This window comes from Tatumella morbirosei, assembly GCF_000757425.2.
GTDB classification, from domain to species: domain Bacteria; phylum Pseudomonadota; class Gammaproteobacteria; order Enterobacterales; family Enterobacteriaceae; genus Tatumella; species Tatumella morbirosei.
The window spans coordinates 152,914-175,984 of record NZ_JPKR02000005.1; the positions used below are offsets into that span (position 1 = coordinate 152,914).

A 23,071-nucleotide genomic window follows, 5' to 3' on the forward strand; every position below is an offset into this window, starting at 1 on the left:
GCCCCTGTTAAGGCAATTTATAAGCAATAATGTAATCGCCCATTTTCGTACCGAACGAACCGTGTCCGCCGGCAACAATTACCAGATACTGCTTACCGTCTACTTCATAGGTCATTGGTGTTGCCTGACCACCCGCCGGCAGACGTGCCTGCCACAGCAGTTTACCGTCACGCACACTATAGGCACGGATGTAGTCATCCAGAGTAGCGGCGATAAAGAAGATATTACCGGCTGTAGTGATAGGAGCACCCAGCATCGGAGTACCTACAGTAATCGGTGGTAACGGAATCGGGCCACCGCTGTCACGGATAGTACCAATACGTTTTTTCCACACAATCTGGTTAGTTTTCAGGTTAACGGCTGAAACAAAGCCCCATGAAGGTTCCATGCATGGCAGACCGAATGGTGACAGGAACGGATTCAGTTCCACACCAAAAGGCACGCCATACATGTGTTGCAGACCGGCTTCACCACCGGAACCACCGGCACCGTTTTTACCCGGTTCCATTGGGTTGTTTGGACCACGTGGGATCAGTTTTGAAACAAACGGCAGTTGCATTGGGTTAGCAATGGCAAACTCGCTACCACTGTTGACCGAAATACCACCCCATTCAAACATACCCAGGTTACCCGGGAATACCAGGGTGCCCTGCTCTGAAGGTGGAGTGAAAGTCCCGTTATAATGCAGACGTTTGAACATGATACGACAGATCATCTGGTCAAACATCGTACCGCCCCACATCTTACTGTCGGTCAGTTTCGCTTCCGGACGGAAGGTCAGTTCAGAGAACGGCTGAGTCGCAGAGGTATGGTCGCCTTTAGCAGCACCTTGCGGTACCGCACGCTCAGGAGCCGGTACCACCAGCTGACCGGTTGCACGGTTCAGAACAAAGATGTTACCTACTTTGGTCGGAACGTAGATGACAGGAACTTTGTTGCCGTCTTTATCGGTAATATCTGCCAGTGAAGGCTGCGCCGGAATATCCATGTCTCACAGATCGTGGTGGACAGTCTGGTAGAACCAGGCTTCTTTACCTGTGGTGGCATTCAGTGCCAGGATACCACTCGCATAATGTTCCTGCTCAGGAGTACGGTTTCCACCCCAGATATCCGGCGTGGTCACACCCATCGGCAGATATACCAAATCCAGTTTCGGATCGTAAGCAGCTGGTGCCCAGGAGTTTGGTGAGTTCGCTGAATAGTGCTGACCGTCCGCAGGAATTGCGTTCGGATCTTTGGCACCCGGATCGAATGCCCACAGCAGTTTACCGGTTTTCACGTCAAAACCACGGATAACACCTGACGGCTCACGGGTTGAGTAGTTATCGGTAACGGCCCCGGCAATCACAATTACTTTATCGGTAATTACCGGAGGTGATGTTGGTTCATAGCCGCCCGGGAAAGCATTCGGCTGCTGATGCTGCAGATCCAGCTCACCATTATTACCAAAGTCTTTACACAGTTGACCATTTTCAGCATCCACCGCAATCAGACGACCATCGTTAACCGGCAGATAGATACGACGTGAACAGGCCGCCGGAGAAACCGGAGCACTCTGAGGATCTGTTGCCGTATTAAAGTCATGATAGGAAACACCACGACAGGTCATGTGCTGGAAGGTAGGGTCATATTTGATTTTAGGGTCAAAACGCCATTTTTCTTTACCTGTTGCAGCATCAATCGCGACCAGAATCTGGTGCGCTGTACAGGTATAAAGGAGATTACCTACTTTCAGTGGAGTTGATTCGTTAGTGATCTCACCCGGATCATCAGGGCGTTTTACGTCACCAGACTGGTAGGTCCATGCCACCTGCAGATTTTTGACATTGCTTTCGTTAATCTGACTTAATGAAGAGTAACGGTCACCGGCCTGAGTACCACCATAAGCGGTCCAGTCTTTACCGGCAGACACTGGCTGAGTTGCAGGAGCCTGAACATTCAGGTCACCGTAGACTGCCTGCGGGTCTTTGCCGAAAAAGGCGCCAACGACCATGGCCAGGTTGATGACGATAGCAATCACCATCAGCGCAGTAGCTTTACGGTTGGGAGCCGCCAGTTGGCGATAAACAAACGGCAAAATCATCCAGATACCAAACAGTACCCAGATATCGAGACGCGGAGCCAGAGCCCAGAAATCAAGGCCGGATTCGCACCAGGCCCAGATAGCTGTGCCCAGCAGAATGAGTGAGTAAAGATAAAAAGCACAGCTTCTTTTCTTTAACAACATTACAGTGAACACCGCCATAACGATGCCGCTGATGAGATAGTATGCGCTGCCGCCAATTGCCAGTAACCAGCCACCGCCGATTATCAGCCACAAGGTGCAGAACACTGATATTGCTAGTGTGATGAGGCGCAGGCCTCTGGATTCCTGTGACATTGAATTAACCTTAGAATCAACAACTTTATAGATATGTAAAGAGCCGCATAAGGTTAGTCCTTTTTAGTTGTATTTAATATCGTTTTTTGTGATCCATATCCATTGACAATAACATTTGTTCATAGAAATCATGACACGGTACCAACAAATGTGTTCATTTGTTCGCAAAATTTTATGAAAAAAATCCATAGATTAGCGGCAAAATTCAGAATATTACTTTAACTATGGATATACCCATATTGTAGAAAAACCAATTTTTAGAGAATAAATTGGCATAAAAAAATAGGGAAAAAAATATCTTTAAATTGGTTTATGCTGGAGAGTGGTAACGTTTACAGTGAAATAACACTGGGCTGTGAAATTCACATTTTGGTTAAATTAACTTCAGATTCCGCAGCGGAAGCGCCAGATGACTGCCTGGTATCCGGGCCACGACCAGGAAGAGGTGGCCCGGGTTTAGTCAGCGGTGAGGCTAAGATGGATCGGTGACGATTTTTCTACGACGAATCACCCAAATTCCCGCCAGAATAAGCACAATCACTACTCCGGCAGCTATCCCAAACCGCGCCAGCATTACCAGATTCGAGCCAGGGCCACCTTGCCGTACGGTAGCGACCATGGACGCAGTGACGGGTTTAGCCGGTTTGCCGTAGGTCGTGAGTACATAGTTTGCAAGCGATGCTATCTGCTCGTCAGACAGATTATTAATATCATTCGGATGATGACCAAATCCTGGCATAAATACCTGCCCTTCACGGGTGGTACGGTTGACACCATTCAGAATGGTAGCAATCAGGTTATTACTGTTCTGAGCACCGGTCACTGAATTGTGAAACAGGCTCGGATAGTAACTGTCCCTGCTTCCTTGTCCGCCAGCTTCATGGCAGGAGGCACAATTCCCCTGAAACAACGCCAGTCCCTGTTGATTAGCATCAGCAACCTGCTGCTGACTCAGACCACGAATCAGCCCGGTGGCATCGTGATTGTCACCCTGCATAAATCTCGAACCAGAGTTTTCCGGAGTTGCGATTGGCTTAACGGTGCGGATATAGGTAGCAATAGCGTTCAGGTCATTATCTGTCAGATGCTGGAAGCTATGCTCTACCGCTTCTCCCATACTTCCGGCAGCCTGTGCTTTGCCTGGCAGATTACCGGTACGCAGATACTGTACAATATCAGCCTGACTCCAGCGGCCAATCCCTGACTGTGGATCCGAAGTAATATTAGGAGCGTACCATGCCCCTACCTGACCACCACTCAGGAATTTACTGCTTTCCTCTTCCATCAGGGGACCCCTTGGCGTGTGGCAGGTACTGCAGTGTGCTGGACCATCCACCAGATATTTCCCCCGGTTCCACGCGGCACTTTGTGAAGCGTCCGGACTGAATGGCTTATCGTTGAGGAACAACAAATTCCAGGACTTCATCATCATGCGGATATTCATGGGAAACGGTAACTTTGTTTCCTCAGCAGGATGATCCACAGGTTTTACCCTCTGCATAAAATACAGGTACAGATCATGGATATCCTGATCTGTCATTACAGAATATGCAGTATATGGCATCGCCGGATAAAGGTTAGCACCATCTGCACGAATCCCTTTACGTACAGCGTCAGCAAATTGTTGTTCCGTATAGTCGCCAATCCCGTAGGTCTTCGAAGGAGTAATGTTACTGGCAATAATGGTCCCCACCGGAGAAACGATATGCAGTCCTCCGGCAAACGGCAGACCGCCTTTATCAGTATGACAGGCTGCACAGTCAGAAGCCGTTGCCAGATATTCGCCACGGTTAATGGCGGCTGCAGCATCATTCCCTGCGGCCGATGCAGAAGCAGTCCACAGCATACTGCCGGTGAACATCAGTAACAGGGAAAACTTTATGGCATGATTTTTCATTATGCTTTCCCTAATTGTGCATGGATGGCATCTGCGGCTTTTAATGCCAGAGCAGACATGGTCAGCGTACTGTTACCACAGCCTCCGGTAGTCATCGCGGCGCCACCTGGTAAAAACAGGTTTTCGTGGTCATGTGCCCGACAATCGACATCTACCACCGATACGGCAGGGTCAGTTCCCATAATACAGCCGCCCATAATATGGTCACTGTTGGTATATTCGGTCGAAATATCCACTTTGGTGGCCCCCATGGCTTTCGCCAACTGTCGGGCAATAGGTAAGGAGTGGCGCTGTGAACCTTGCCGCACATAGTCACCGACGTCGTAGTAAATGTTCGGTTTAGGTAATCCAAGCCAGTCTTTTTTGGCCGATAAGGTTAACCGGTTATTGGCATCCGGCATCAGCTCATGTTCGATAGCAATTTCGGTGGTACAGGCTGACAGACGACGGATTTCGGTGTCCAGCGCTTTACCGACCAGGCCTTTTTCCAGCGCCGCCATGGCCCCGATCCGGCTGCGGGCCATATTATTGAAACGGAACAATGCCCCGCAATATTCAGATCGGAAACTCCCCTGGGAGGTTTCCATGATACTGCTTCCCTGCACCGGCCCAACACCCGTCCAGGCGGGTTCAGCCAATTCCAGTTCCACTACCAGCTTAGGCTGGTCCATCATATTGCGACCCACCTGATCAGAGCTGTTGGCTACACCATGAGGATTCCTGCTGTCGGTAGACATCAGTAGCAGTTTCGGCGTTTCAATACCATTACAGGCAATGACAAAGACAGATCCGGTAACCCGGTGGGTCTGCTTGTTATTGTCATAATAGTGAACCGCCTGGACTTTATTGTCCTGCCCTGTTTCTATTTTATAGACCACCGCATTTGGCTGAATTTTGCCGCCTTTGGATTCAATACGTGTCAGCGAGGTTGCTGCATCGTACTTAGCGCCAATCGGGCAAACCGGAATGCAGTTATTATTACCGCAACAGGCTGGGCGATCACCGTAAGCAATTCCGCTGTTACGCGCCTGGGCCGATGGCAGATTGGTCAGGCCAATGGATGCTGCGGCATCGGTGAAACGTTGTTCACCCGGCCCAAAAGGCAGACGGCCCATTGGATAAGGTTTGGAACGTACCGGAGGCCATTGCAGTTCCGGCTCAGAGGGCCCGCAGACCCCAAGAGCATATTCTGCACGTGTGTAGTAAGGTTCCAGAGTGGCATAATCAAAAGCCCAGTCCCGACCGACTCCGTAGAGTGTTTTAAGCTTCATATCTTCCGGAGTTAACCGCCAGCAAATTCCCGCCCAGTGCCATGTTGCCCCACCAGCATAGCGAACATATCCCTGCTGGTAGGCCCGTGCATTCGGGCCTTCAAGCTGCAGGTATTCGGCGGCCTGTTCAGGGGTGGCCGACATCAGGTGAGGAGCCCAGGGTTCAGGGGGATAAGGGGCGTTAAAGTGTAACCGCGATACCGGAGGCAAATTCCGGTAGTTTTCGACAATCTGCCAGCGCTCAACCCGTGGGCCGGCTTCCAGCATCACCACGGAGTGGCCACTGTCGAGTAACTGTTCAGCAATCAGGCAACCGACAACCCCGGTGCCAACCACAATCACATCTGCATTCATGATATTTTCCAGCAAAAAATCCGGCCGAGATTTCCTTTGCCGCGCCCTGGCTGCAAAAGAAATCACCTGCTAACCGGTAATATTATTGATTTAGAAATCCGGCATATCGGCCAGCGGAGCCGCATGGGAACTCCAGCCATTGGGGCCGGTAATGGCGTAGGTCGGGATGGTCATGACATCGATAGTCGGCTGATACATTAAGGCTTTTTCATAAGCAAACACCTCAGCCCCCGGCGCATCAATTAGCACGCCTTTATACCAGGCAGAAATAATGCTGAGTGCGGCGTTTTTCAGTTCCCCCTGTGGAATATCTGAGAAAAAATCCTCGACCACTTTTGCCTGCCGGGCCTGAGCCACAGCCAACAAACTGGTTATCTGTTGCCGTGTAATCATGTTGCCACTGATCATCGCGGCAGCCAGACGCTGCCCTGTCACCGGATCAAGCTGATGATTGACCAGTAACTTTGATAACTGCATAAACTGGTTGATGGCAGTTTCGTCTTTTAATGTATCTGCCCAGGCCGGAAGCGATGGCCCCAGATAACTACTGCCTAATAAAATAAGGCCACCGAGCAGTACCTTTCTGCGGGACAAATTGTATTCAGCAGGTGAATCATCCCGAATAATTTCATTTTTCATTGACTATTGCTCCAAAGATTAATAGCAGAAAAGATGTCATTGATTTAACTATCAGCGTCATAACCGATAATTCATTTAATAAAAAACCAACATCAATTCAACATCACAGAATGTTATACCCAATTTTAAGGATGCGTAAATTCAGATGTAACAAATGTTTTTAATATGAAACAAATTATATTACCAACATAGGATAACAAAATAAACCAACAATAAACCCCGTAAAAATTACATTAAAATCAAACATATAAATATTTACTTCGAAAATAAAATAAACAACATTCAGCGAGGAAATGGCAGGTTAACAATAAGAATTTAATAGCTTTTATGTTCGGGATGGCACGTAAAACCTGTAAACAGCAGAGTTAAAAATCAATAACAGCACTTTTTTACTTAGATTTAAAATAACCATCCGGAAATCCGGACAAGTTATTTACCATCATCCGGAAAAGCGAACGGTATTAACTTAACCTCTGGCAACAGATATAATATTTATTATCAATTGGTATAGATAACCTGGGTATTTAATTCTGGTCCGGAGAACTGGAGTGTTGCAGACGATCCTCGGGAGAGAGGAAAAACTCACTGGCTTTGACAGACAGTGAACCTGCGATGAAACCAAACAAAAACAAAATATAAACATAAAAGCTACAAATAGCCGGTGTAATCCACTACCCTGCTGAATGCACAGTCTCTTCTTCAACCGGGTAGCAAACAACTGAAAAGGTCCCTCTTGAAACAGGAACAGCGGCATACTGAGACCGATCCGCAAATGCTTCGTCACTTCAGGTGGCTGGCAGGTATATTTATTCTTTGCATGACCGGTATCACCGTGCTCAGCTTTCTGTATGCACAGAATAAAGTGTCAGCGCAGACAGAATTGATTAACCAGGCCTTGTCGCGGGCAGGCCATGAGCTGACCCTGAATATCCATCGTTATGAATTCATCCCCTATGCTCTGTCTCTGGATGAAACCGTCCGGCATTTTCTCTCTCAGCAGAATGACACCAGGTTGCAGGCTGAAGTCGTCAGAAAAATCAGCTCAATACAGAACAAAGTCGGAGCATTGTCGGTATTTATTACCAACGCCGATGGCAAAATCATCGCAGCCAGTCAGCAAGATCTGACCGGCCATGATGTTCAGTTCCGGCCCTATTTTGTTAACAGCATCAGTACCACGACTGAGCATTTTTTTGGTATCGGAACCACCGGGTCAGTTCCCGGTTACTACCAGGCTAACGCGGTGATCTCTCAGGGAAAAAAACTGGGGGTAGTAGTGGTAAAAATTGATATCGAGGCGCTGGCAAACAGTAAATCTAACTACCTCAATAAAATGTTTTTACTGGATAATAATAATATTATCGTCAGTTCCTCTGACGAATCTATGTTGTTTCACTCCCTCGGTCCTCTCAGCCCACAGCAGATTGCTGCCAGCGATCGAACACACCAGTACAATAATAAAATTATTCCATCACTTACCGGCTATCGTAGTCAGAAAATCGCGGCAGACAGTTATCATGTCAGGTATAACGGCCGGGATTATATTCAGATCAATCAGTACCTTTCCCCATTAAACCTGACACTGGCTCAGCTGTCTCCGGTAGATTCTGTCTATTCGTCAGCAGCGATTATTGTGGCGCTGACAGGAGTGACTCTGGCCATTATTTTTACCGTCATCTCTTTATTCATTCAGCGTCAACATATCATCCGTCTGAAACTAGATAATCAGCAGGCACTGGAGAGCGCCTACAGTCATCTGGAAGAACTGGTTCAGGAACGCAGTCAACAACTGGAGATTCAGAATGCCTCACTAGCCAAAGAAGTTCAGGAGCGTATTCTGTCTGTACAGAAAATGGAGACAATGCAGCAGGAACTGATCAGAACCGAAAAACTGGCAGTGATCGGCCAGCTATCTGCCGGTATTGCTCACGAGATAAATCAGCCGCTTTCTGCCATTAGTGTACTTTCCGAAAATTCAGTGCGTTTTCTGGAACAGGGGCAGACGGATATTCTTAGAAGTAATCTGAAGCGAATCGTAGAGTTGGTAGGATTTATTGGCAGGATCAGTCAGCAACTACGTTCTTTTTCCCGAAACAGTGATGACCTGACCCGGGCCGTTTCTGTTTCGGCCAGTATCGACAATGCACTGATCATGCTTACCCACCGTATCAACCAACAGCAGATCTGTTTCGAACGTCAGGCACCGTCTGGCGATCTGTGGTGTCTGTGTAACAGTACTCGTCTGGAGCAGGTGCTGGTCAACCTGCTGAGTAATAGCATTGAAGCGATTGGCAGCCAGAGGAAAGATGGCACGATTAGCGTAAGCTGGTCCCGACAGGGAGATCAGGCCGTGCTTGCTATCGCAGATAACGGCCCGGGAATTGCGCCTGAAATCCTGACACATATTTTTGAGCCATTCTTTACGACCCGTACCCGCAACGGACTGGGGCTGGGACTGGCTATTTCGGCGGATATTGTTCACTCCTACGGAGGGACGTTGCAGGCCGGGAACCTCAGCTCCGGTGCCTGTTTTACCCTGCGGTTGCCGTTGGCTTCTCCGGATGATAAGGAAACAGTTGATGATTAATTATTCGGTATTGTTAATTGAAGATGATCCTGATGTGAGGCTTGCCTGTACCCAGGCCTTACAGTTGGAGGGCATTGAGATACTGGGAGTGGCTTCGGTTGAGGATGCCAGATTGCACCTTGCTCATTTTCGCCACCAGGGGATCATTGTCACGGATATGCGGTTACCTGGTATCGGTGGCTTCGAATTTCAGAAGGAACTTAACCGGCGGGTTCCGGAAATTCCGGTGATCATTATTACCGGTCATGGTGATATTGAAACTGCTGTGACCGCGATGCATAACGGTGCTTATGATTTTCTGCCTAAGCCTTTTAATGCTCAGCAATTTATCAGTGTGGTGAAACGGGCACTTGATAAACGGCGCCTCGAGCAGGAGATACGTCAGCTACGTAGACAGCTGGCGAATAGCCGGCTACCGGAACATACCCTGTTGGGTAATTCGCTACTGATGTCCGAAATCAGGAATACGCTGACCGACATTGCCACAACCCCGGCAAACGTGATGATTTACGGTGCCTCCGGGACAGGAAAAGCTTTGACCGCCCATTGTCTGCATGAAATGAGTGGCCGGACAGGGCCGTTTGTGACAGTGGACTGCGCAGCTCTGCCTGCGGGATTGTTCGACAGTGAATTGTTTGGTCACGAGGCGGGTTTTTCCGCGGAGTCGCCCGCCGCCCGCATCGGTAAGCTGGAATTTGCCCGCGGCGGAACGTTGTTCCTTGATAAAGTGGAGTTTCTGCCGGCAGCTATCCAGAGTAAACTCAGCCGCGCATTACAGGAAAGAGCTTATGAACGGCCAGGGTCCCATCAGCGTGTTGCTATCGACCTGCGGGTGATCGGCTCCGGAAAGCCGGAACTGGCAGCAATGAAAAGCGACAGCCTTCTCCGCCCTGAATTGCACTTTCTGCTGAATGTCGCCAGCATATCTATGCCACCATTGTGTGAACGCCCGGAAGATATCCCATTGCTGTTCAGCCATTTTGTGGCAAAAGCCGCAGAGCTGTTTGACCGTGAGGCCAGGGAAATCCGGGAATCTGTTCTCACTCAGTTAATGATCAGAGATTGGCCGGGCAATATCCGCGAATTACGTAACGAGGCAGAACGATTTGTACTGGGGATTAACCGCCAGCAGGAACAGAATGCCGATCTGCATAATCTTTCACTGACGGATATTGTCGAGAGTTTCGAATGCCGGCTGATAGTCTCAGAACTGAATAATCAGAAAGGCAATTTAACTCAGGCCGCAAAAAAACTGCACATTGCCAAGAGCACATTGTTCGATAAACTAAAAAAGTACAATATCAAATACTGAGCGGGCTCAGCCCTTCCCGCTCACTCTTTTCAGCCAATGGTGCGGTTACGCCCTGCCAGTATCGAAACTACTATCTGGATAGCCGCAAGGCCCATCAGCAAAGTAAACGGAGCGGCCCACTGATGGGTGTACTGCACCGCCAGCCCAACCAGTGCCGGTCCCGCCGCTGCCATCAGATAACCGATACATTGCGCCATCCCGGATAATGCCGTTGCCTGACTGTGGCCCTGGCTGCGTAAATTAAACAATGACAAGCAGACGACCATCGCAATGCCCGCCCCCATTCCGGCCAGTACCAGCCAAAGCATCGCCTGAGTCGGCTGGTAATACAAACCACTGACCCCAGCCAGAATCAGTACCGAACATAACAGCCCCAGTCCGCGCTGATCTTTAACCCGCGGGATGATGACTGTCATGCTCAGATTGGCCAGCACGGCAATACACTGATACACGAACAGACAGCGACCGGCCACTGCCGCAGAAATACCGACGGTCTGTGCATAAGCGGGAAACCAGTCCACCAGCACATAAAAAACCGTCGAGTGTAACCCCATAAACAGCGCAACCTGCCAGCCGGTACTGCTTTTCCAGGGAGAACGGTACTGTTCCGGGTGGGGATCAAGCGCCGCCAGCCGGGTATGTACAGGTCGGGTACGGGTACGTAGCTGTGGCAACCAGACCAGTAGTGCTATGACGGCCAGTACCGCCCAGGCACCCAATGCGCGGCGCCAACCCTCGGTATCTCCGTTGGCCAGCATCACCGCCGCGCCGGAGGCTATCGCGGCGATAACGCCCATCATCGCCGCATAGCCGCCAATCACTCTTGCAGCTTTCGCCGGGAAACTCCGTTTTGCCAGTGCCGGCAGCAATACATTACAAAATGCGATGGCTGCCCCAAGGATACAGGTCCCACCCCACAGGCCGATACTGCCTCCGGCGGAACGCCAGCTGATGCCAGCCACCAGTAATGCCAGGGCCAGACCGATAACCCTTTCCATCCCCCACTTAGCCGCCATCTTTGGTGCGGCCGGGGCCAGCAGGGCAAAAATCAGTAACGGTAATGCATTAAGCCAGCCCGCCGCGGAATCTGAGATTCCGGTACTGGCCCGGATATCAGAAAGTACCGGGCCAACGACCGTGATCGCCGCTCTGAGATTGGCGCCGACCAAAATGATCCCCGCGAAAAGCAGGGCTGAGGAGAATGACCTTTCTGAAGAGAGGGTCAGTGGTGACTGCGACATGGTTTTATTTCCAGAGAAAAGTGATTACCCGTCAACAAGCCGTTAAACTAAACAGCAGGTTAACATCAGGAGAACACAGTGTACCCGGCCCCTAAAAATGCGGCTAACGCCAACCTGTCAGAGAATTGCTCAGAATCGTCACCGGTACTGCGGCTGGAGACGCCAATGATAGATAAAGATCGGCCGGTGACTCCGTTGCGGTTAGCCGGAAAACGTCGGGAACAGGGCACTTTTCTGGAACAGCACCAGCATCCGCAGGGATTAATCATCGCGATCCACCACGGGTTAGTCATTCTGCACAGTGGCGATGAGGTCACATGTGTACTGCCCGGACAGTTTTGCTGGATCCCCGGTAAACAGGATCACGGTACTCATTGGTTTGGCGCGATTGAAGGGATGTGCCTCTATCTGCAACCAGAACTTGGCGGGGCGTTTCCTGACGTGTCGGTGATTTTCACTCAGACGGCGTTGACCGACGCGATGATCAGTCGGCTGGCAGATGCCCCGTTACTGGAACCAGGGCATGTCCTCAGCCTGCTGGACAGCCTGACCCATGAAATAGCGCTCCTCCCCCGGGGAGGGTTCCATTTGCCCATGCCCACCGAATCCCGGTTACAGCAACTTACCCATCGGTTACTGGACAGGCCTGACCTTAACCACAACATCGAAGAATGGGCTCAGCAGGCCGGTATGTCACTGAGTACCTTATCGCGTCGTTTCCGGCAGCAGACCGGGATTACCCCGGGCCAGTGGCGACAACAGGCGCGTATGCTGCACGCCCTGGAATTACTGTTTAGCGGGCAGAGTGTCACCGAGGTCTCTCTTGCCGTAGGGTATGACAGCCTGAGTGCCTTTATTCACGGCTTTCGAAAGACCTTTGGTATCACCCCCTCCCGCTATTTTTCCCCATCTCCCGCCCCGCAGACAGAGAAAGTATAACTGCGTAGATCCTCCTGCCATTGCCGGCACTGCCAGCGGCGCAATTATTTCCAATACCTTGTTAGCGGCTTGTGGTGAGATGGTCTCTCTCTCGTTTATGTGGCCACGGTTATCGCGTTTATCACAGCTTAAATTATGATCAGGGACTGACCCCATGCTTCAGTTTTCTAATGGTTTTTTACTTAGCCTGTCGTTGTGTCTGGATATCGGTATTGCCAATATCGCGATGATGACACTGGCAATGCAGCGCGGTTATTTTCATGGTTTCTGGCTGGGAATTGGCACCTGTTTCGGTGATCTGGCCTATGCCATTCTGGCACTGGCAGGCATGGCGGTGCTGTTACAGTTCACTACCGTGCGCTGGGTATTGTGGATTGGCGGCGGTGCGATGCTGGTCTGGTTTGCAGTGAAAATGTTGATCGCGGCCTTTCGTCAGTCAACCGCACTGAACAGCGGAGCCCCCCCTCAGTTACGCTCGCTGAGAAGGGAGTTCTTTCGGGGCATAATGCTGGCGATGTCTTCGCCTTCGGCCATTCTCTGGTTTGCTACCGTCGGCGGGGCACTAATCTCAAGGATGGGGCAGCACAGTGTGGCGTCCTCAGGATGGTTTCTGGGTGGCTTTTTTATGGCCGGAGTCCTCTGGACCTGCGCACTCTGTCTGGTTGGCAGCCTGGGGGAAAGTTAATGGGTAACCGTTTACTGAAGTTTTCTTATATCGCCTCTGCGATTATATTCAGTTACTTCGCAGTCACGGTGATTGTCTCCGGCTACCACGAATTTATCCCCGGCTAAGACCTAACCGGGCAATATAGTGACCGGGGGTGATCCCCATCATTTTGCGAAACGCATTGATAAAATGGCTCTGGTCGTAGAATCCGAGACTAATCGCGGCCTCCAGCGGAGAAATATTGCGGCGTAGCAGATTACGCGCCTGGTGTAGCCGGAGCTGCATGTGATACTGCAAGGGTGGCAACCCTGTATAGCGGGTAAACAGCCTGACAAAATGATATTTACTTAATCCGGCGATCTGCGCCAGAGTTTCCAGAGAGGGTTTTTCAGTCAGGTGGCAGCGCAGATAGTCAGTCACTCTGCTGATTTGCTGTGCTTCACTCCCCGTCAGGGAGACGGAAGGTTCCAGCAATTCGCCGCACAACTGTAACAGTTCCTGCTGTTGAAGAGAGTCGTTATCTTCACGGGCCGAATCCGCAAACCGGCAGATAGCATGAAACAACGGCGGATCATCCAGCACCCCTTCACGCAGAACCGGAGCATGAGATCGGCTGCCGAGATTTTCCTGTGCCACCAGCGTTTTCACTACGGACTGGGGCAGATGGATACTGATAAATTCGACACTCTGCTGTGCAAATCCGGAAGACTGAACAGAGGCGGGGTTATACACGGTGACCTGCCCGCTTTTTACGGTTAAATTTTTTCCCGACAGCCAGATTTCCTCAACGCCGCTAAGATTAGCACTGATCACATACTCATCATGAGTATGTCTGGGAAACCCGTCATCACAGGCAATCACCCGGGAACATTCGATGCCATTCCTGCTGAACCACTCGCTGGACTGTAACACTGAAATTTTTCCCCTGTGATTTATCATATTGGTCAGGGTTTATATCAGCATTTAGCGCTGACAAATTCAACACCCGGTTATCGTCCCCCACAGGGCTCAGAGAATAAACGTAGGGAGTTTAGCCCGGATAATGGCGTGTCTGACCGCGGTCATGGCCGATTCACCAGGCATAATAGCGACAGTCATTGAACCACCGGGATTGGTAATAATAAACACCTGAGAAGTGTTGCCTGCGGGTCAAACGCCAGGATGCCAGTAATCTGATACCGCCGAAATACGCCACCCACCGTTTTAGCAGCAACGGAATTCATGTTTCTGATGTGAGGAAGGAGTGAGTTCTCAGTGGCTGTGTGACTAAACTGATGGATCCCGTACCAGTCAAATGCTTTAGAAAGGCCCCCGTACCCTCAGGATACAGGGGGCGTTAAATTACGGTAGTTTATAAGCGATCAGTGAATCGCCCAGCCGGGTCCCAAAAGAACCATGTCCGCCGGCCATAATCACGACATATTGCTTACCATCAACCTCATACGTCATTGGTGTCGCTTGTCCACCTGCCGGCAGACGAGCCTGCCACAGCAGTTTGCCGTCACGGACACTGTACGCCCGCAGGTAGTTGTCCAGTGTGCCAGCAACAAAGAAGATATTACCTGCCGTTGTCACCGGACCGCCCAACATTGGAACACCCATTTTAAAGGGTAGAGGTACCGGCGCACTGTCACGAACAGTACCAATCCGTTTTTTCCAGATGATCTGGTGATTACGTAAATTGATCGCTGAGACAAAGCCCCATGAAGGTTGCAGACAAGGTAAGCCCAACGGTGACAGGAACGGATTCAGTTCAACTCCGTAAGGCACACCATACATATGCTGTACCCCGGACTCTGAACCGGAACCGGCGGCACCATCAGCCCCGGGTTCTATGGGATTGCCTGGTCCGCGTGGGATCAGTTTAGAAATAAAAGGCATCGCCATCGGATTAGCAATCGCAAACTGCTGATCGGTGTTAACAGAGATACCGCCCCATTCAAACATCCCGAAATCACCTGGGAAAACCAGGGTACCCTGCTCAGACGGCGGGGTAAACGGCCCTTCATAGCGCAGTTTATGGAACATCACCCGGCACATCAGCTGGTCAAACATGGTTGCGCCCCACATATCCCTACCCTGCAGCTTATTCTTAGGACGGAAAGTCAGCTCAGAAAAAGGCTGGGTTGGAGACAGATGGTCGCCTTTCGCCGGTCCCTGCGGTACCGGTGTTTCAGGGGCAGGAACGACGGGTTTTCCGGTGTCACGGTTCAGAACAAAAATATTACCCGTTTTGGCCGGAACATAGACCACCGGCACGGTCTTACCCTGCTCATCGGTAATATCTGCCAGGGTTGGCTGTGAGGGTAAATCCATGTCCCAGAGATCATGGTGTACCGTCTGGTAAAACCATGCCAGCTTGCCAGTTGAGGCATGCAGAGCCAGTAAACCGCTGGCAAAACGTTCCTGCAACGCGTTACGCGCACCGCCCCAGATATCCGGGGTCGAAACCCCCATAGGCAGATAAATAATATCCCTCTGCGCGTCATAAGCCGCCGGCGCCCAGGAGTTTGGTGAGTTCGCCACAAATGTCTGCCCGTCAGCAGGCACGGCATTAGGGTCTTTTGCTCCCGGATCAAATACCCATAAGAGTTTCCCGCTGTCGATATCGAAACCGCGGATGACCCCTGATGGTTCACGGGTAGACAAGTTATCAGTGACAGAACCGGCAATGATCACCACTTTATCAGTAATGATGGGCGGTGAGGTTGGCTCATACCCTCCCGGATAAGCGTTCGGCTGCAGGTGTTGCAGGTTCAGTTCACCATTATTAGCAAAATTACTGCAACGTTGTCCGGTTAAGGCATCAACCGCGAACAGACGACCGTCATCAACCGGCAGGAAAATACGCCGTGAACAGGCGGCCGGCGCTGATGAGTCGCCCTGAACAGATTTGATTTCATGATAGGAAACACCCCGGCAGGTAATATGCTGGAATGTCGGATCAGATTTGAGCTGCGGATCAAAACGCCATTTCTCTCTGCCACTGGCAGCATCCAGGGCAATCAGTATCTGATGCGGTGTACAGAGGTACAGCATATTACCGACTTTCAGCGGTGTCACTTCATTAGTGATCTCACCCGGGTCATTCGCTGTTTTATGGTCACCGGTATGGAACTGCCAGGCAACCTGTAATTGTTGAACGTTTTTATCGTTGATTTGTGTCAGCGGAGAATAACGGACCCCTTCCTGAGTACGTCCATAGGCCGGCCAGTCTGCTGCAGACGCCGCAGATTCGGCTGGCGGCTTATCACTGACATTAAGCACACCGTTGATTTCCTGTGGGTCGTGCAGTGACGCGCCCAGCAGCAGCAGGGCATTAATCCCGAGGCCAATCACCATTGCCAGCAATGGTTTTTTACCGGCAGTGTTAAAACGCCGGTAACTGAACGGCAATATCAACCAGATACCAAACAGTATCCAGATATCCAGACGTGGAACCAGGTTCCAGAAGTCAGTCCCCGCCTCCCGCCATGCCCAGAGGGCTGACAGAATCAGGATAAGCGAATAGAGGTAAAATGCACTGCTTCTGCGCTTCCATAACAATATAGAAAATATCGCCATGGCTATACCGCAGATAAGGTAGTAAGCACTCCCTCCGACAGATAATAGCCACACGCCGCCAATCAGCAGCCATGCGGCACAGAATAGCGAAAATATCCGTGTTAACCCATGAAGTATAGTAGAGACCCGAGACATGTTTAAAACCCATCTAATGGATAAAAGTAAAACAGAATACTTAGTGTAACCGTTTACACCAAGTGTTTACAATGAGCTTACAAATAAAAAATAAAAACAGATAAACCTCACAGGTCTCGTGATAACCCCCTAATTACCAGGGATTATTATGCGGATATAAGAAAACACACTGCCGCCACAGATGTAAAAAAACCTGTAATTATTTGGGTAACCGTTTACACAAACATCTGAATTATAGTGTTTTTGATAGCGCAATACTCTGTGGGCATCCGTAAAACAGAATGCATAAATGAAGGGTATCCTGACAGAGAGGATTCAGGGTGTGTGCCTTAACATTAAGGCAATAATCAGGCACAGAATGGTCAGTAACCCATTGAATAAGATATGATTATCGGGTGAAAAAACCGGGAAGGCCATTAGTATGGTAAATTGCTGCAAACTGTTCGCACTTCAGTCAGTGAGTCGTCGCTGTGTGATCTTCATCGGGGTAACAACCCTGTAAGTTTTAATAAATTCCAAAATATGAATTGCATAAAAAACCCCTGAATTAACAGGGGCCTGTGTATTTATTATCTACAAATGATTGTCAGGTCAATCAGAATGGTAGTTCACATAAAGCTGACAAAAAATTCAACAACTCATTGAAAGTATTCGTTTTTATAATAATAGTAAAAAATGCTAATTTATCCAAAATATTGTCAACTTTCTGGACAGGTGCTGTAGTACTATCATTCGCTAAATGTAAAGATAGAATATTAACACTTTCAGCGATATCACCTGAGCAACTCAAGTGGATCCAACACCCGAAATCAATAAGGCGGCTCTTGAAAGGCTGGTTATTTCGATCAAACATTGATTCGCATTTTAGCAAGATCTTGGCGAAATAAAATTCATTACCTCTTTTGCCATCAACTCTATATCAAACCTTGGTATTTGCACCGTTTTCAAGCTGTAATTGGCCAAAACTTGTCAGACCAAGGATCTATTCCGTAGACAGGCACCCGGTCTCCCCATAAAACCGGTGTGTTCATAAGTAGAATTTTCTCGGAATCTGAACCAAGCGGAAACTCTATGAAAAAATCACGTTTTACTGACAGCCAGATTATCGCCATTCTTAAAACAAGCCGAAGCAGGCACACCTTTCCCGGAGCTTTGTCGGGAGCACGGCATCAGCAGTGCCAGCTTTTATCAATGGCGTTTGTAGTTTGGCAGGATGGATGCTGCCCTCATCTCCTAGCCGAAAGGGCTGGAAGAAGAAAACTGTCGTTTCAAAAATGTATGCCGAAGAGCGGCTGAAATCATTCAAGAAGTCATGGCAAGATGTGGAGGAGAAACTGACTAAACCTGTAGGATGACAGAAGACACTCGAACAACCAAAGCTTTCAGACAGGCAGCAACAGGAGCTGTGCCGTATGCACGGCAGGGGGGAACACTCAATCAGTGACCTGACAGAGCTGTTTTCGGTGTCGCGCCCGACGGTTTACCGGACGCTTATACGAGGCAGAGAAAAGCAGTAAATCATTTCACCCATACAAGGAAGAATTATGGCTCAGGATATTTTTATAAAAATTGATGGTATCGAAGGTGAATCTCAGGATTCCACTCATAAAGGAGAGGTTGAGGTACTTGACTGGGACTGGTCTGTTAGTCAGACATCGAATATGCATTCCGGTAGTGGCGGCGGTGCGGGAAAATGTACTGTTGAGGACCTTAATTTTGAGCATTATATCGACAAATCCAGTCCCAACCTTCTTCAGCATTGTCTGACTGGCAAACATATTCCCGAAGCTGTTCTGACAGTAAGAAAAGCAGGTGGCTCTCCGCTGGAATATCTGCGCATTACGCTTCAGGAAATTATCATTACCCGGGGTAGTCCGGTCTACCTCAATACCATGCGGGTCCCGCGCGAAACGGTAAGTTTCGCTTTTTCACGGGTGAAAATGGATTACGTTTTGCAGAATGCAGAGGGAAATTCAGCGGGTACAGTTGCTATGGGTTACGACATTAAAGCCAATGCGAACATTTAAATACAGGTGATATAAGGAAATATAACTATGTTATTCGTTGATAAAAATGGTTTAGTGGATGCGGAACGTATTATTAAGAGATTCAGTACAATAGAGCGCGGTAAACTGGATAAAGTGAACGGGATCGTTGTACATCAGACGGGTGACTCCACAGCAGAAATTTCTTTTAATAGTTATAAACATACAGGCGCAAACGGTGCTCATTTTCTAATAGATAAAGATGGCAATATTTATCAGACTGCCTCAGTTTTCAAAGTCACAAATCATGTCGGCAATATAAGATCCAGATGTTACATGTTAAGATGGCTTGTAGCAGAACTTACTTACACATTGAAAGTACCAATGACTGAAATATTCAGACATCCTGAAGTATCATATAAAGTTAAGACAGAAGCAGGCACAGCCCGATGGTAAAAAAATATTTTCTATATTGGGTGTGATTTTAACCATAAATGTGGCTTTTGCAGACCATACTGCACCCAGGACAATAGTAGAAATAAAAATTAATGAAACAGGAAAAAGTGACGATGAATCGATAAATGTGATTGATGGTTGTCGTGCATTTAAAATCACAGAGAAAGATGTGAGAGAATACTTTTCAAAATCATATCCTGTACCTTTAAACTTCAATATCCATGAACGTTATTCACCTTGTTATGCTAAAGGTTTCATCGAATTCAGCGATAATACTCGTGGTAAATGGAAGATTTCCTCCAGTGGAGGGGCAACCCTTTTATGGGATACTGGTGATGTAGCAACATTATTTTATAATAATTATAAGTGGACAGATCCTTTTGAGGGTACGTACGCTTCGGAGGATGAGTCGGATTCAAAATAAAAATCCACATCGCTATAATCTAAAGTACGTCTGCTGATACGTACTTTACCGCTAATTCTCACAATTTATTAACTTAATTTAACGAACAGCATAGTGCCAAAATTTTGGCGGCTTCCCGCTTACAACCCCCCAAATGCGTAACTCCGCGTAATCCTAATCACACTATGCCAACCACAGATCTACCTATGGTTGGCACTTGGATCCAATAAACTCAAGCATCGGACGGAATACCTCGAATGAGATAGCCTCTAAGGTCGGTATAACCTCCCGCGCAAACCTAGTCTTATTGCCAGAGAAGGTTATGATCTCTTCCCTTTGTTCAGTCCCGGTGTAAAGTGGAGTTTCCGGCTTTTCTTTCTCTCATTAAATGAGGTCATCCGGCATGAAAAAGACACGTTATACGGAAGAACAGATAGCTTTTGCGCTGAAACAGGCAGAAACCGGCACCCGGGTCGAGGAAGTCTGCAGAAAGATGGGGATTTCTGAGGCGACTTTTACAACTGGAAGAAGAAATTCGGCGGCATGGGGGTGACTGAATTACGCCGTCTGAGGCAGCTGGAGGAGGAGAACCATCGTCTGAAACGTCTGGTTGCTGATCTGAGTCTGGACAAGGAAATGCTGCAGGATGTCATCCGAAAAAAGTTCTGAGGCCGGTGCAGAAGCGTGAGGCCGTGGAATATCTGCTGGCAGCGTACCGTATCGGGGTTCGCCGGGGATGCGAACTGATGATGCAGAGCCGTACGGTTTACCACTACCGCAGTTGCCGTGACGACCGGGCGCTGACGCAGCGAATAAGGGAAATTGCTGAGACCCGGATACGCTATGGCTGTGAGCGTATTCATATCCTCCTTCGCCGTGAGGGCTGGCGGGTTAACCATAAGAAAACCCACCGGATTTACTGCCTGGAAGGACTGAATTTACGGTCAAAACGTCCCCGCAGGCATGTCACCGCCAGGCACAGGAAATCACGGCCGGAAGCGGTTACTGTGGATCAGTGCCGGAGCATGGATTTCGTTGCTGATAATCTGTTCAACGGACGCCGGATCTGGGCGCTGACTGTAGTCGATAATTTTAGTCGTGAATGTCTGGCGATCGAGGTCGGCCAGGGGTCCCTCAGTGTCAGCATAGTTGTCACCCCTCCTGATAAATCTATCTGAGGGCATAGAGAGTGACACATGAAACGTATTTCACCGGAGCGTAAGACTGCAACACTGGCAAAACTGTTACCCCCCTACAATATGACTGTGGCCGCTGTTGCACAGATGGAGGGAATATCCGAAGCTACCCTGTATAACTGGCGTAATCAGGTTAAATCAGAGGGGAAACCGGTGCCCGGCGCAGAAAAAAACAGTGAACAATGGTCAGCAGAGGCGCGCTTTGCCGCGATAGTCGAAACCGCCACGCTTTCTGAAGCTGAAGTGGCAGAATACTGCCGTAAAAAAGGCCTTTATCCGGAACATCTGGTTCAGTGGCGGCAGGGATTTTTACAGACTGAAAATCCCGGTGATAAAGCGGCGCTGAAACAAAGTCTGAAAGAAAATAAACAGCTGAAAAAAGAGCTGGTACGCAAGGAAAAGGCACTTGCGGAGGCGGCAGCCATACTGGTGCTGCGAAAAAAGCTCAGGGACTACTACGGGGAAGCCGACGGGGACGACTGACCCCGTACAATGAGCGACAGCAGTTTATTCTGTGGATAAATGAAGCGGTAACGTCGGGTGCACGACGGGCTGTCGCCTGCCGGGAAGTCAGCATCAGTCTGCGTACCTGGCGACGATGGATGAATAATCTGCGTGACGGCAGACCTGAAGCCATCAGGGCGGAACCCTTTAACCGGTTATCTCCTGAGGAAGAACGCCGGATACGGGATATCTGCCATCAGCCGGAATATGCCAGCCTGCCGCCGTCACAAATCGTGCCACGGCTGGCGGATAAAGGTATTTACCTGGCAGGTGAATCCACGTTTTACCGGATACTGCGACGCTGTGGTGAAGTACACCGGAGAGGACGTCAGACTCGTCAGCAAAAGGCCGCAGCCCCGACAACCTGTACAGCTACCGGACCCTGTCAGGTCTGGTCATGGGACATCACATGGTTACCATCTGTGGTGCGTGGTCGCTGGTATTATCTGTATATGATAACTGACCTGTACAGCCGGAAAATCACCGGGTATGAAGTGCATGAAACAGAAAGCGGTGAGCAGGCTGCCGCCTTAATGCAGCGCAGTGTCATACGTGAAGGCTGCTGGCGGCATCCGCTGGTGCTGCACGCAGATAACGGCGCGGCCATGAAATCACAGACGCTACAGATGAAACTGCACGAACTGAATATCACGCCGTCCCACAGCCGTCCGCGGGTCAGTAACGACAATGCGTATGCAGAATCACTGTTCCGGACGCTGAAGTATGTGCCGCAGTGGCCGTCATCAGGGTTCAGAACACTGCCGGATGCGCGTCAGTGGGTGGAAAAGTTTACCCGGTGGTATAACGAAACACACCGTCACAGCGGAATACGCTATGTGACCCCGGCAGAGCGACATCGCGGAGAAGATCATGAGCTTCTGAGACAACGGGATGAACTGTATCGCCAGGCACAGAAAAGACATCCTGAACGCTGGTCAGGGAAAACGAGAAACTGGCAGCCTGAAGGAGCGGTAACGTTGAATCCGGAGCGGGAAAAACAGGCCGCTTAAATTAACCCGGGGTGCCAACTACCTTGACACTTACCGATAGCGATCTCCTTCAGGTAACCTATTCAGTAGGTCGGAAGATCTCTAAAAGCGAATGTTTCTTTTGCAGGGACGCTTATACGGGCAACCCGAAGCCACGACAAATGGCTTTAATGCTGAACTCAGCCCAATGCTTTTCGATAAAGATATACTTCATTTCAGGCGCTTCGCAAAGTATGTAGCAGTTTTTTGGAGGATGGCCAGCTCCTTGTCTTTTTCTGCCCATTGGTGTTTGAACCCGGTAACTTCCGCAACCTGTTCATTCTCACGTTTAGAAGTGGTGGCCTGATTCTGCTATCTGGCGCGCCAGTTGTAGAGCAGGGATTCGTATTGACTAAATTCACGGACAACAGAGGCCACACCGATGCGCTCATCAAGTCTCAGAACTACATTGCGAAATTCTGGGGAATGTTTCTTACCCAGTTTCTTACTGGTTGATACGGACTTTGACATATGAGTCACTTCTGGTTGAGAGTTTACTCATTTAGTCGCGTG

13 protein-coding genes and 6 pseudogenes are annotated in these 23,071 nt (G+C 49.4%); 11 read left to right on the forward strand and 8 right to left on the reverse strand.

Annotated features, from left to right (window positions below; genetic code table 11):
• Positions 1 to 7: 7 nt before the first annotated feature.
• The 4 genes and pseudogenes from HA49_RS16240 to HA49_RS16255 form a co-directional block, all read right to left on the reverse strand.
• Positions 8 to 2,380 (reverse strand): annotated as a pseudogene (locus HA49_RS16240) (glucose/quinate/shikimate family membrane-bound PQQ-dependent dehydrogenase).
• A gap of 472 nt (positions 2,381 to 2,852) precedes the next feature.
• Positions 2,853 to 4,277, reverse strand: coding sequence for a cytochrome c (locus HA49_RS16245; protein ID WP_046791881.1), 1,425 nt, complete (start codon positions 4,275 to 4,277; stop codon positions 2,853 to 2,855).
• Entirely contained in the window at positions 4,277 to 5,902 is a 1,626-nt protein-coding gene (locus HA49_RS16250; protein WP_211259080.1) for a GMC family oxidoreductase, read from the reverse strand. The genes HA49_RS16245 and HA49_RS16250 overlap by 1 nt, the downstream gene beginning before the upstream one ends.
• A gap of 90 nt (positions 5,903 to 5,992) precedes the next feature.
• On the reverse strand, positions 5,993 to 6,541 hold the full coding sequence (locus tag HA49_RS16255; protein WP_038023784.1) for a sugar dehydrogenase complex small subunit: 549 nt from the start codon (positions 6,539 to 6,541) through the stop codon (positions 5,993 to 5,995).
• Positions 6,542 to 7,274: 733 nt separating this feature from the next.
• Here HA49_RS16255 and HA49_RS16260 point away from each other — a divergent pair.
• Both HA49_RS16260 and HA49_RS16265 read left to right on the forward strand, forming a co-directional pair.
• Positions 7,275 to 9,128 carry a sensor histidine kinase gene (locus tag HA49_RS16260; protein ID WP_156994682.1) on the forward strand — a complete coding sequence of 618 codons (1,854 nt, stop codon included), beginning with the start codon at positions 7,275 to 7,277 and terminating at the stop codon, positions 9,126 to 9,128.
• Positions 9,121 to 10,440 (forward strand): sigma-54-dependent transcriptional regulator, encoded by a 1,320-nt coding sequence (locus HA49_RS16265; RefSeq protein WP_038023788.1) that lies wholly within the window; start codon positions 9,121 to 9,123, stop codon positions 10,438 to 10,440. Before HA49_RS16260 ends, HA49_RS16265 begins: the two co-directional genes overlap by 8 nt.
• 29 nt (positions 10,441 to 10,469) lie before the next feature.
• Here HA49_RS16265 and HA49_RS16270 read toward each other — a convergent pair whose 3' ends face one another.
• On the reverse strand, positions 10,470 to 11,681 hold the full coding sequence (locus tag HA49_RS16270) for an MFS transporter (RefSeq protein WP_046791882.1): 1,212 nt from the start codon (positions 11,679 to 11,681) through the stop codon (positions 10,470 to 10,472).
• 78 nt (positions 11,682 to 11,759) lie between these two features.
• Between HA49_RS16270 and HA49_RS16275 the strand changes: the two genes are divergently transcribed.
• Both HA49_RS16275 and HA49_RS16280 read left to right on the forward strand, forming a co-directional pair.
• A complete protein-coding gene (locus tag HA49_RS16275) occupies positions 11,760 to 12,620 on the forward strand; it encodes a helix-turn-helix domain-containing protein (RefSeq protein ID WP_052752536.1) in 861 nt (286 codons plus the stop codon).
• Positions 12,621 to 12,774: 154 nt separating this feature from the next.
• Positions 12,775 to 13,412 (forward strand): annotated as a pseudogene (locus HA49_RS16280) (LysE family translocator).
• Here HA49_RS16280 and HA49_RS16285 read toward each other — a convergent pair.
• Together HA49_RS16285 and HA49_RS16290 are read right to left on the reverse strand one after the other, a co-directional pair.
• Positions 13,399 to 14,199, reverse strand: coding sequence for an AraC family transcriptional regulator (locus tag HA49_RS16285; protein WP_038023790.1), 801 nt, complete (start codon positions 14,197 to 14,199; stop codon positions 13,399 to 13,401). The pseudogene HA49_RS16280 and the gene HA49_RS16285 overlap by 14 nt on opposite strands.
• A 429-nt stretch (positions 14,200 to 14,628) precedes the next feature.
• A complete protein-coding gene (locus HA49_RS16290; RefSeq protein ID WP_038023791.1) occupies positions 14,629 to 16,986 on the reverse strand; it encodes a glucose/quinate/shikimate family membrane-bound PQQ-dependent dehydrogenase in 2,358 nt (785 codons plus the stop codon).
• Positions 16,987 to 18,057: 1,071 nt separating this feature from the next.
• On the opposite strand from HA49_RS16290, the pseudogene HA49_RS21025 reads away from it, so the two are divergent.
• The 7 genes and pseudogenes from HA49_RS21025 to HA49_RS21300 form a co-directional block, all read left to right on the forward strand.
• Positions 18,058 to 18,287 (forward strand): annotated as a pseudogene (locus HA49_RS21025) (transposase); the annotation flags it as partial.
• A 66-nt stretch (positions 18,288 to 18,353) separates the two neighbouring features.
• Positions 18,354 to 18,503 (forward strand): annotated as a pseudogene (locus tag HA49_RS21030) (helix-turn-helix domain-containing protein); the annotation flags it as partial.
• Positions 18,504 to 18,530: 27 nt separating this feature from the next.
• The gene (locus HA49_RS16295) at positions 18,531 to 19,013 is read left to right on the forward strand and encodes an Hcp family type VI secretion system effector (RefSeq protein WP_038023794.1); all 483 of its coding nucleotides are present in this window, start codon (positions 18,531 to 18,533) and stop codon (positions 19,011 to 19,013) included.
• A gap of 27 nt (positions 19,014 to 19,040) precedes the next feature.
• Complete coding sequence (locus HA49_RS16300; RefSeq protein WP_038023796.1) at positions 19,041 to 19,427, forward strand: peptidoglycan recognition protein family protein; 387 nt, start codon at positions 19,041 to 19,043, stop codon at positions 19,425 to 19,427.
• A 22-nt stretch (positions 19,428 to 19,449) separates the two neighbouring features.
• On the forward strand, positions 19,450 to 19,851 hold the full coding sequence (locus tag HA49_RS16305) for a hypothetical protein (protein WP_245610225.1): 402 nt from the start codon (positions 19,450 to 19,452) through the stop codon (positions 19,849 to 19,851).
• A gap of 382 nt (positions 19,852 to 20,233) precedes the next feature.
• Positions 20,234 to 20,960: pseudogene (locus HA49_RS21515) on the forward strand (transposase); the annotation flags it as partial.
• Between the two features lie 66 nt (positions 20,961 to 21,026).
• Positions 21,027 to 22,540, forward strand: a protein-coding gene (locus HA49_RS21300; protein ID WP_156994683.1) for an IS3 family transposase whose coding sequence is annotated in 2 segments (ribosomal slippage) — positions 21,027 to 21,480 and positions 21,480 to 22,540 — 1,515 coding nt in all. Because the reading frame shifts where the segments join, the coding sequence is not laid out codon by codon here.
• 133 nt (positions 22,541 to 22,673) lie between these two features.
• On the opposite strand, the pseudogene HA49_RS21880 reads toward HA49_RS21300, so the two are convergent.
• A pseudogene (locus HA49_RS21880) lies at positions 22,674 to 23,029 on the reverse strand (transposase); the annotation flags it as partial.
• Positions 23,030 to 23,071: the final 42 nt, after the last annotated feature.

Coding starts and splice junctions, on each gene's coding strand:
- HA49_RS16255 (WP_038023784.1), bottom strand. CDS start 6,541: ATGAAAAATGAAATTATTCGGGATGATTCACCTGCTGAATACAATTTG.
- HA49_RS16250 (WP_211259080.1), bottom strand. CDS start 5,902: ATGAATGCAGATGTGATTGTGGTTGGCACCGGGGTTGTCGGTTGCCTG.
- HA49_RS16290 (WP_038023791.1), bottom strand. CDS start 16,986: ATGTCTCGGGTCTCTACTATACTTCATGGGTTAACACGGATATTTTCG.
- HA49_RS16270 (WP_046791882.1), bottom strand. CDS start 11,681: ATGTCGCAGTCACCACTGACCCTCTCTTCAGAAAGGTCATTCTCCTCA.
- HA49_RS16300 (WP_038023796.1), top strand. CDS start 19,041: ATGTTATTCGTTGATAAAAATGGTTTAGTGGATGCGGAACGTATTATT.
- HA49_RS16295 (WP_038023794.1), top strand. CDS start 18,531: ATGGCTCAGGATATTTTTATAAAAATTGATGGTATCGAAGGTGAATCT.
- HA49_RS16265 (WP_038023788.1), top strand. CDS start 9,121: ATGATTAATTATTCGGTATTGTTAATTGAAGATGATCCTGATGTGAGG.
- HA49_RS16245 (WP_046791881.1), bottom strand. CDS start 4,277: ATGAAAAATCATGCCATAAAGTTTTCCCTGTTACTGATGTTCACCGGC.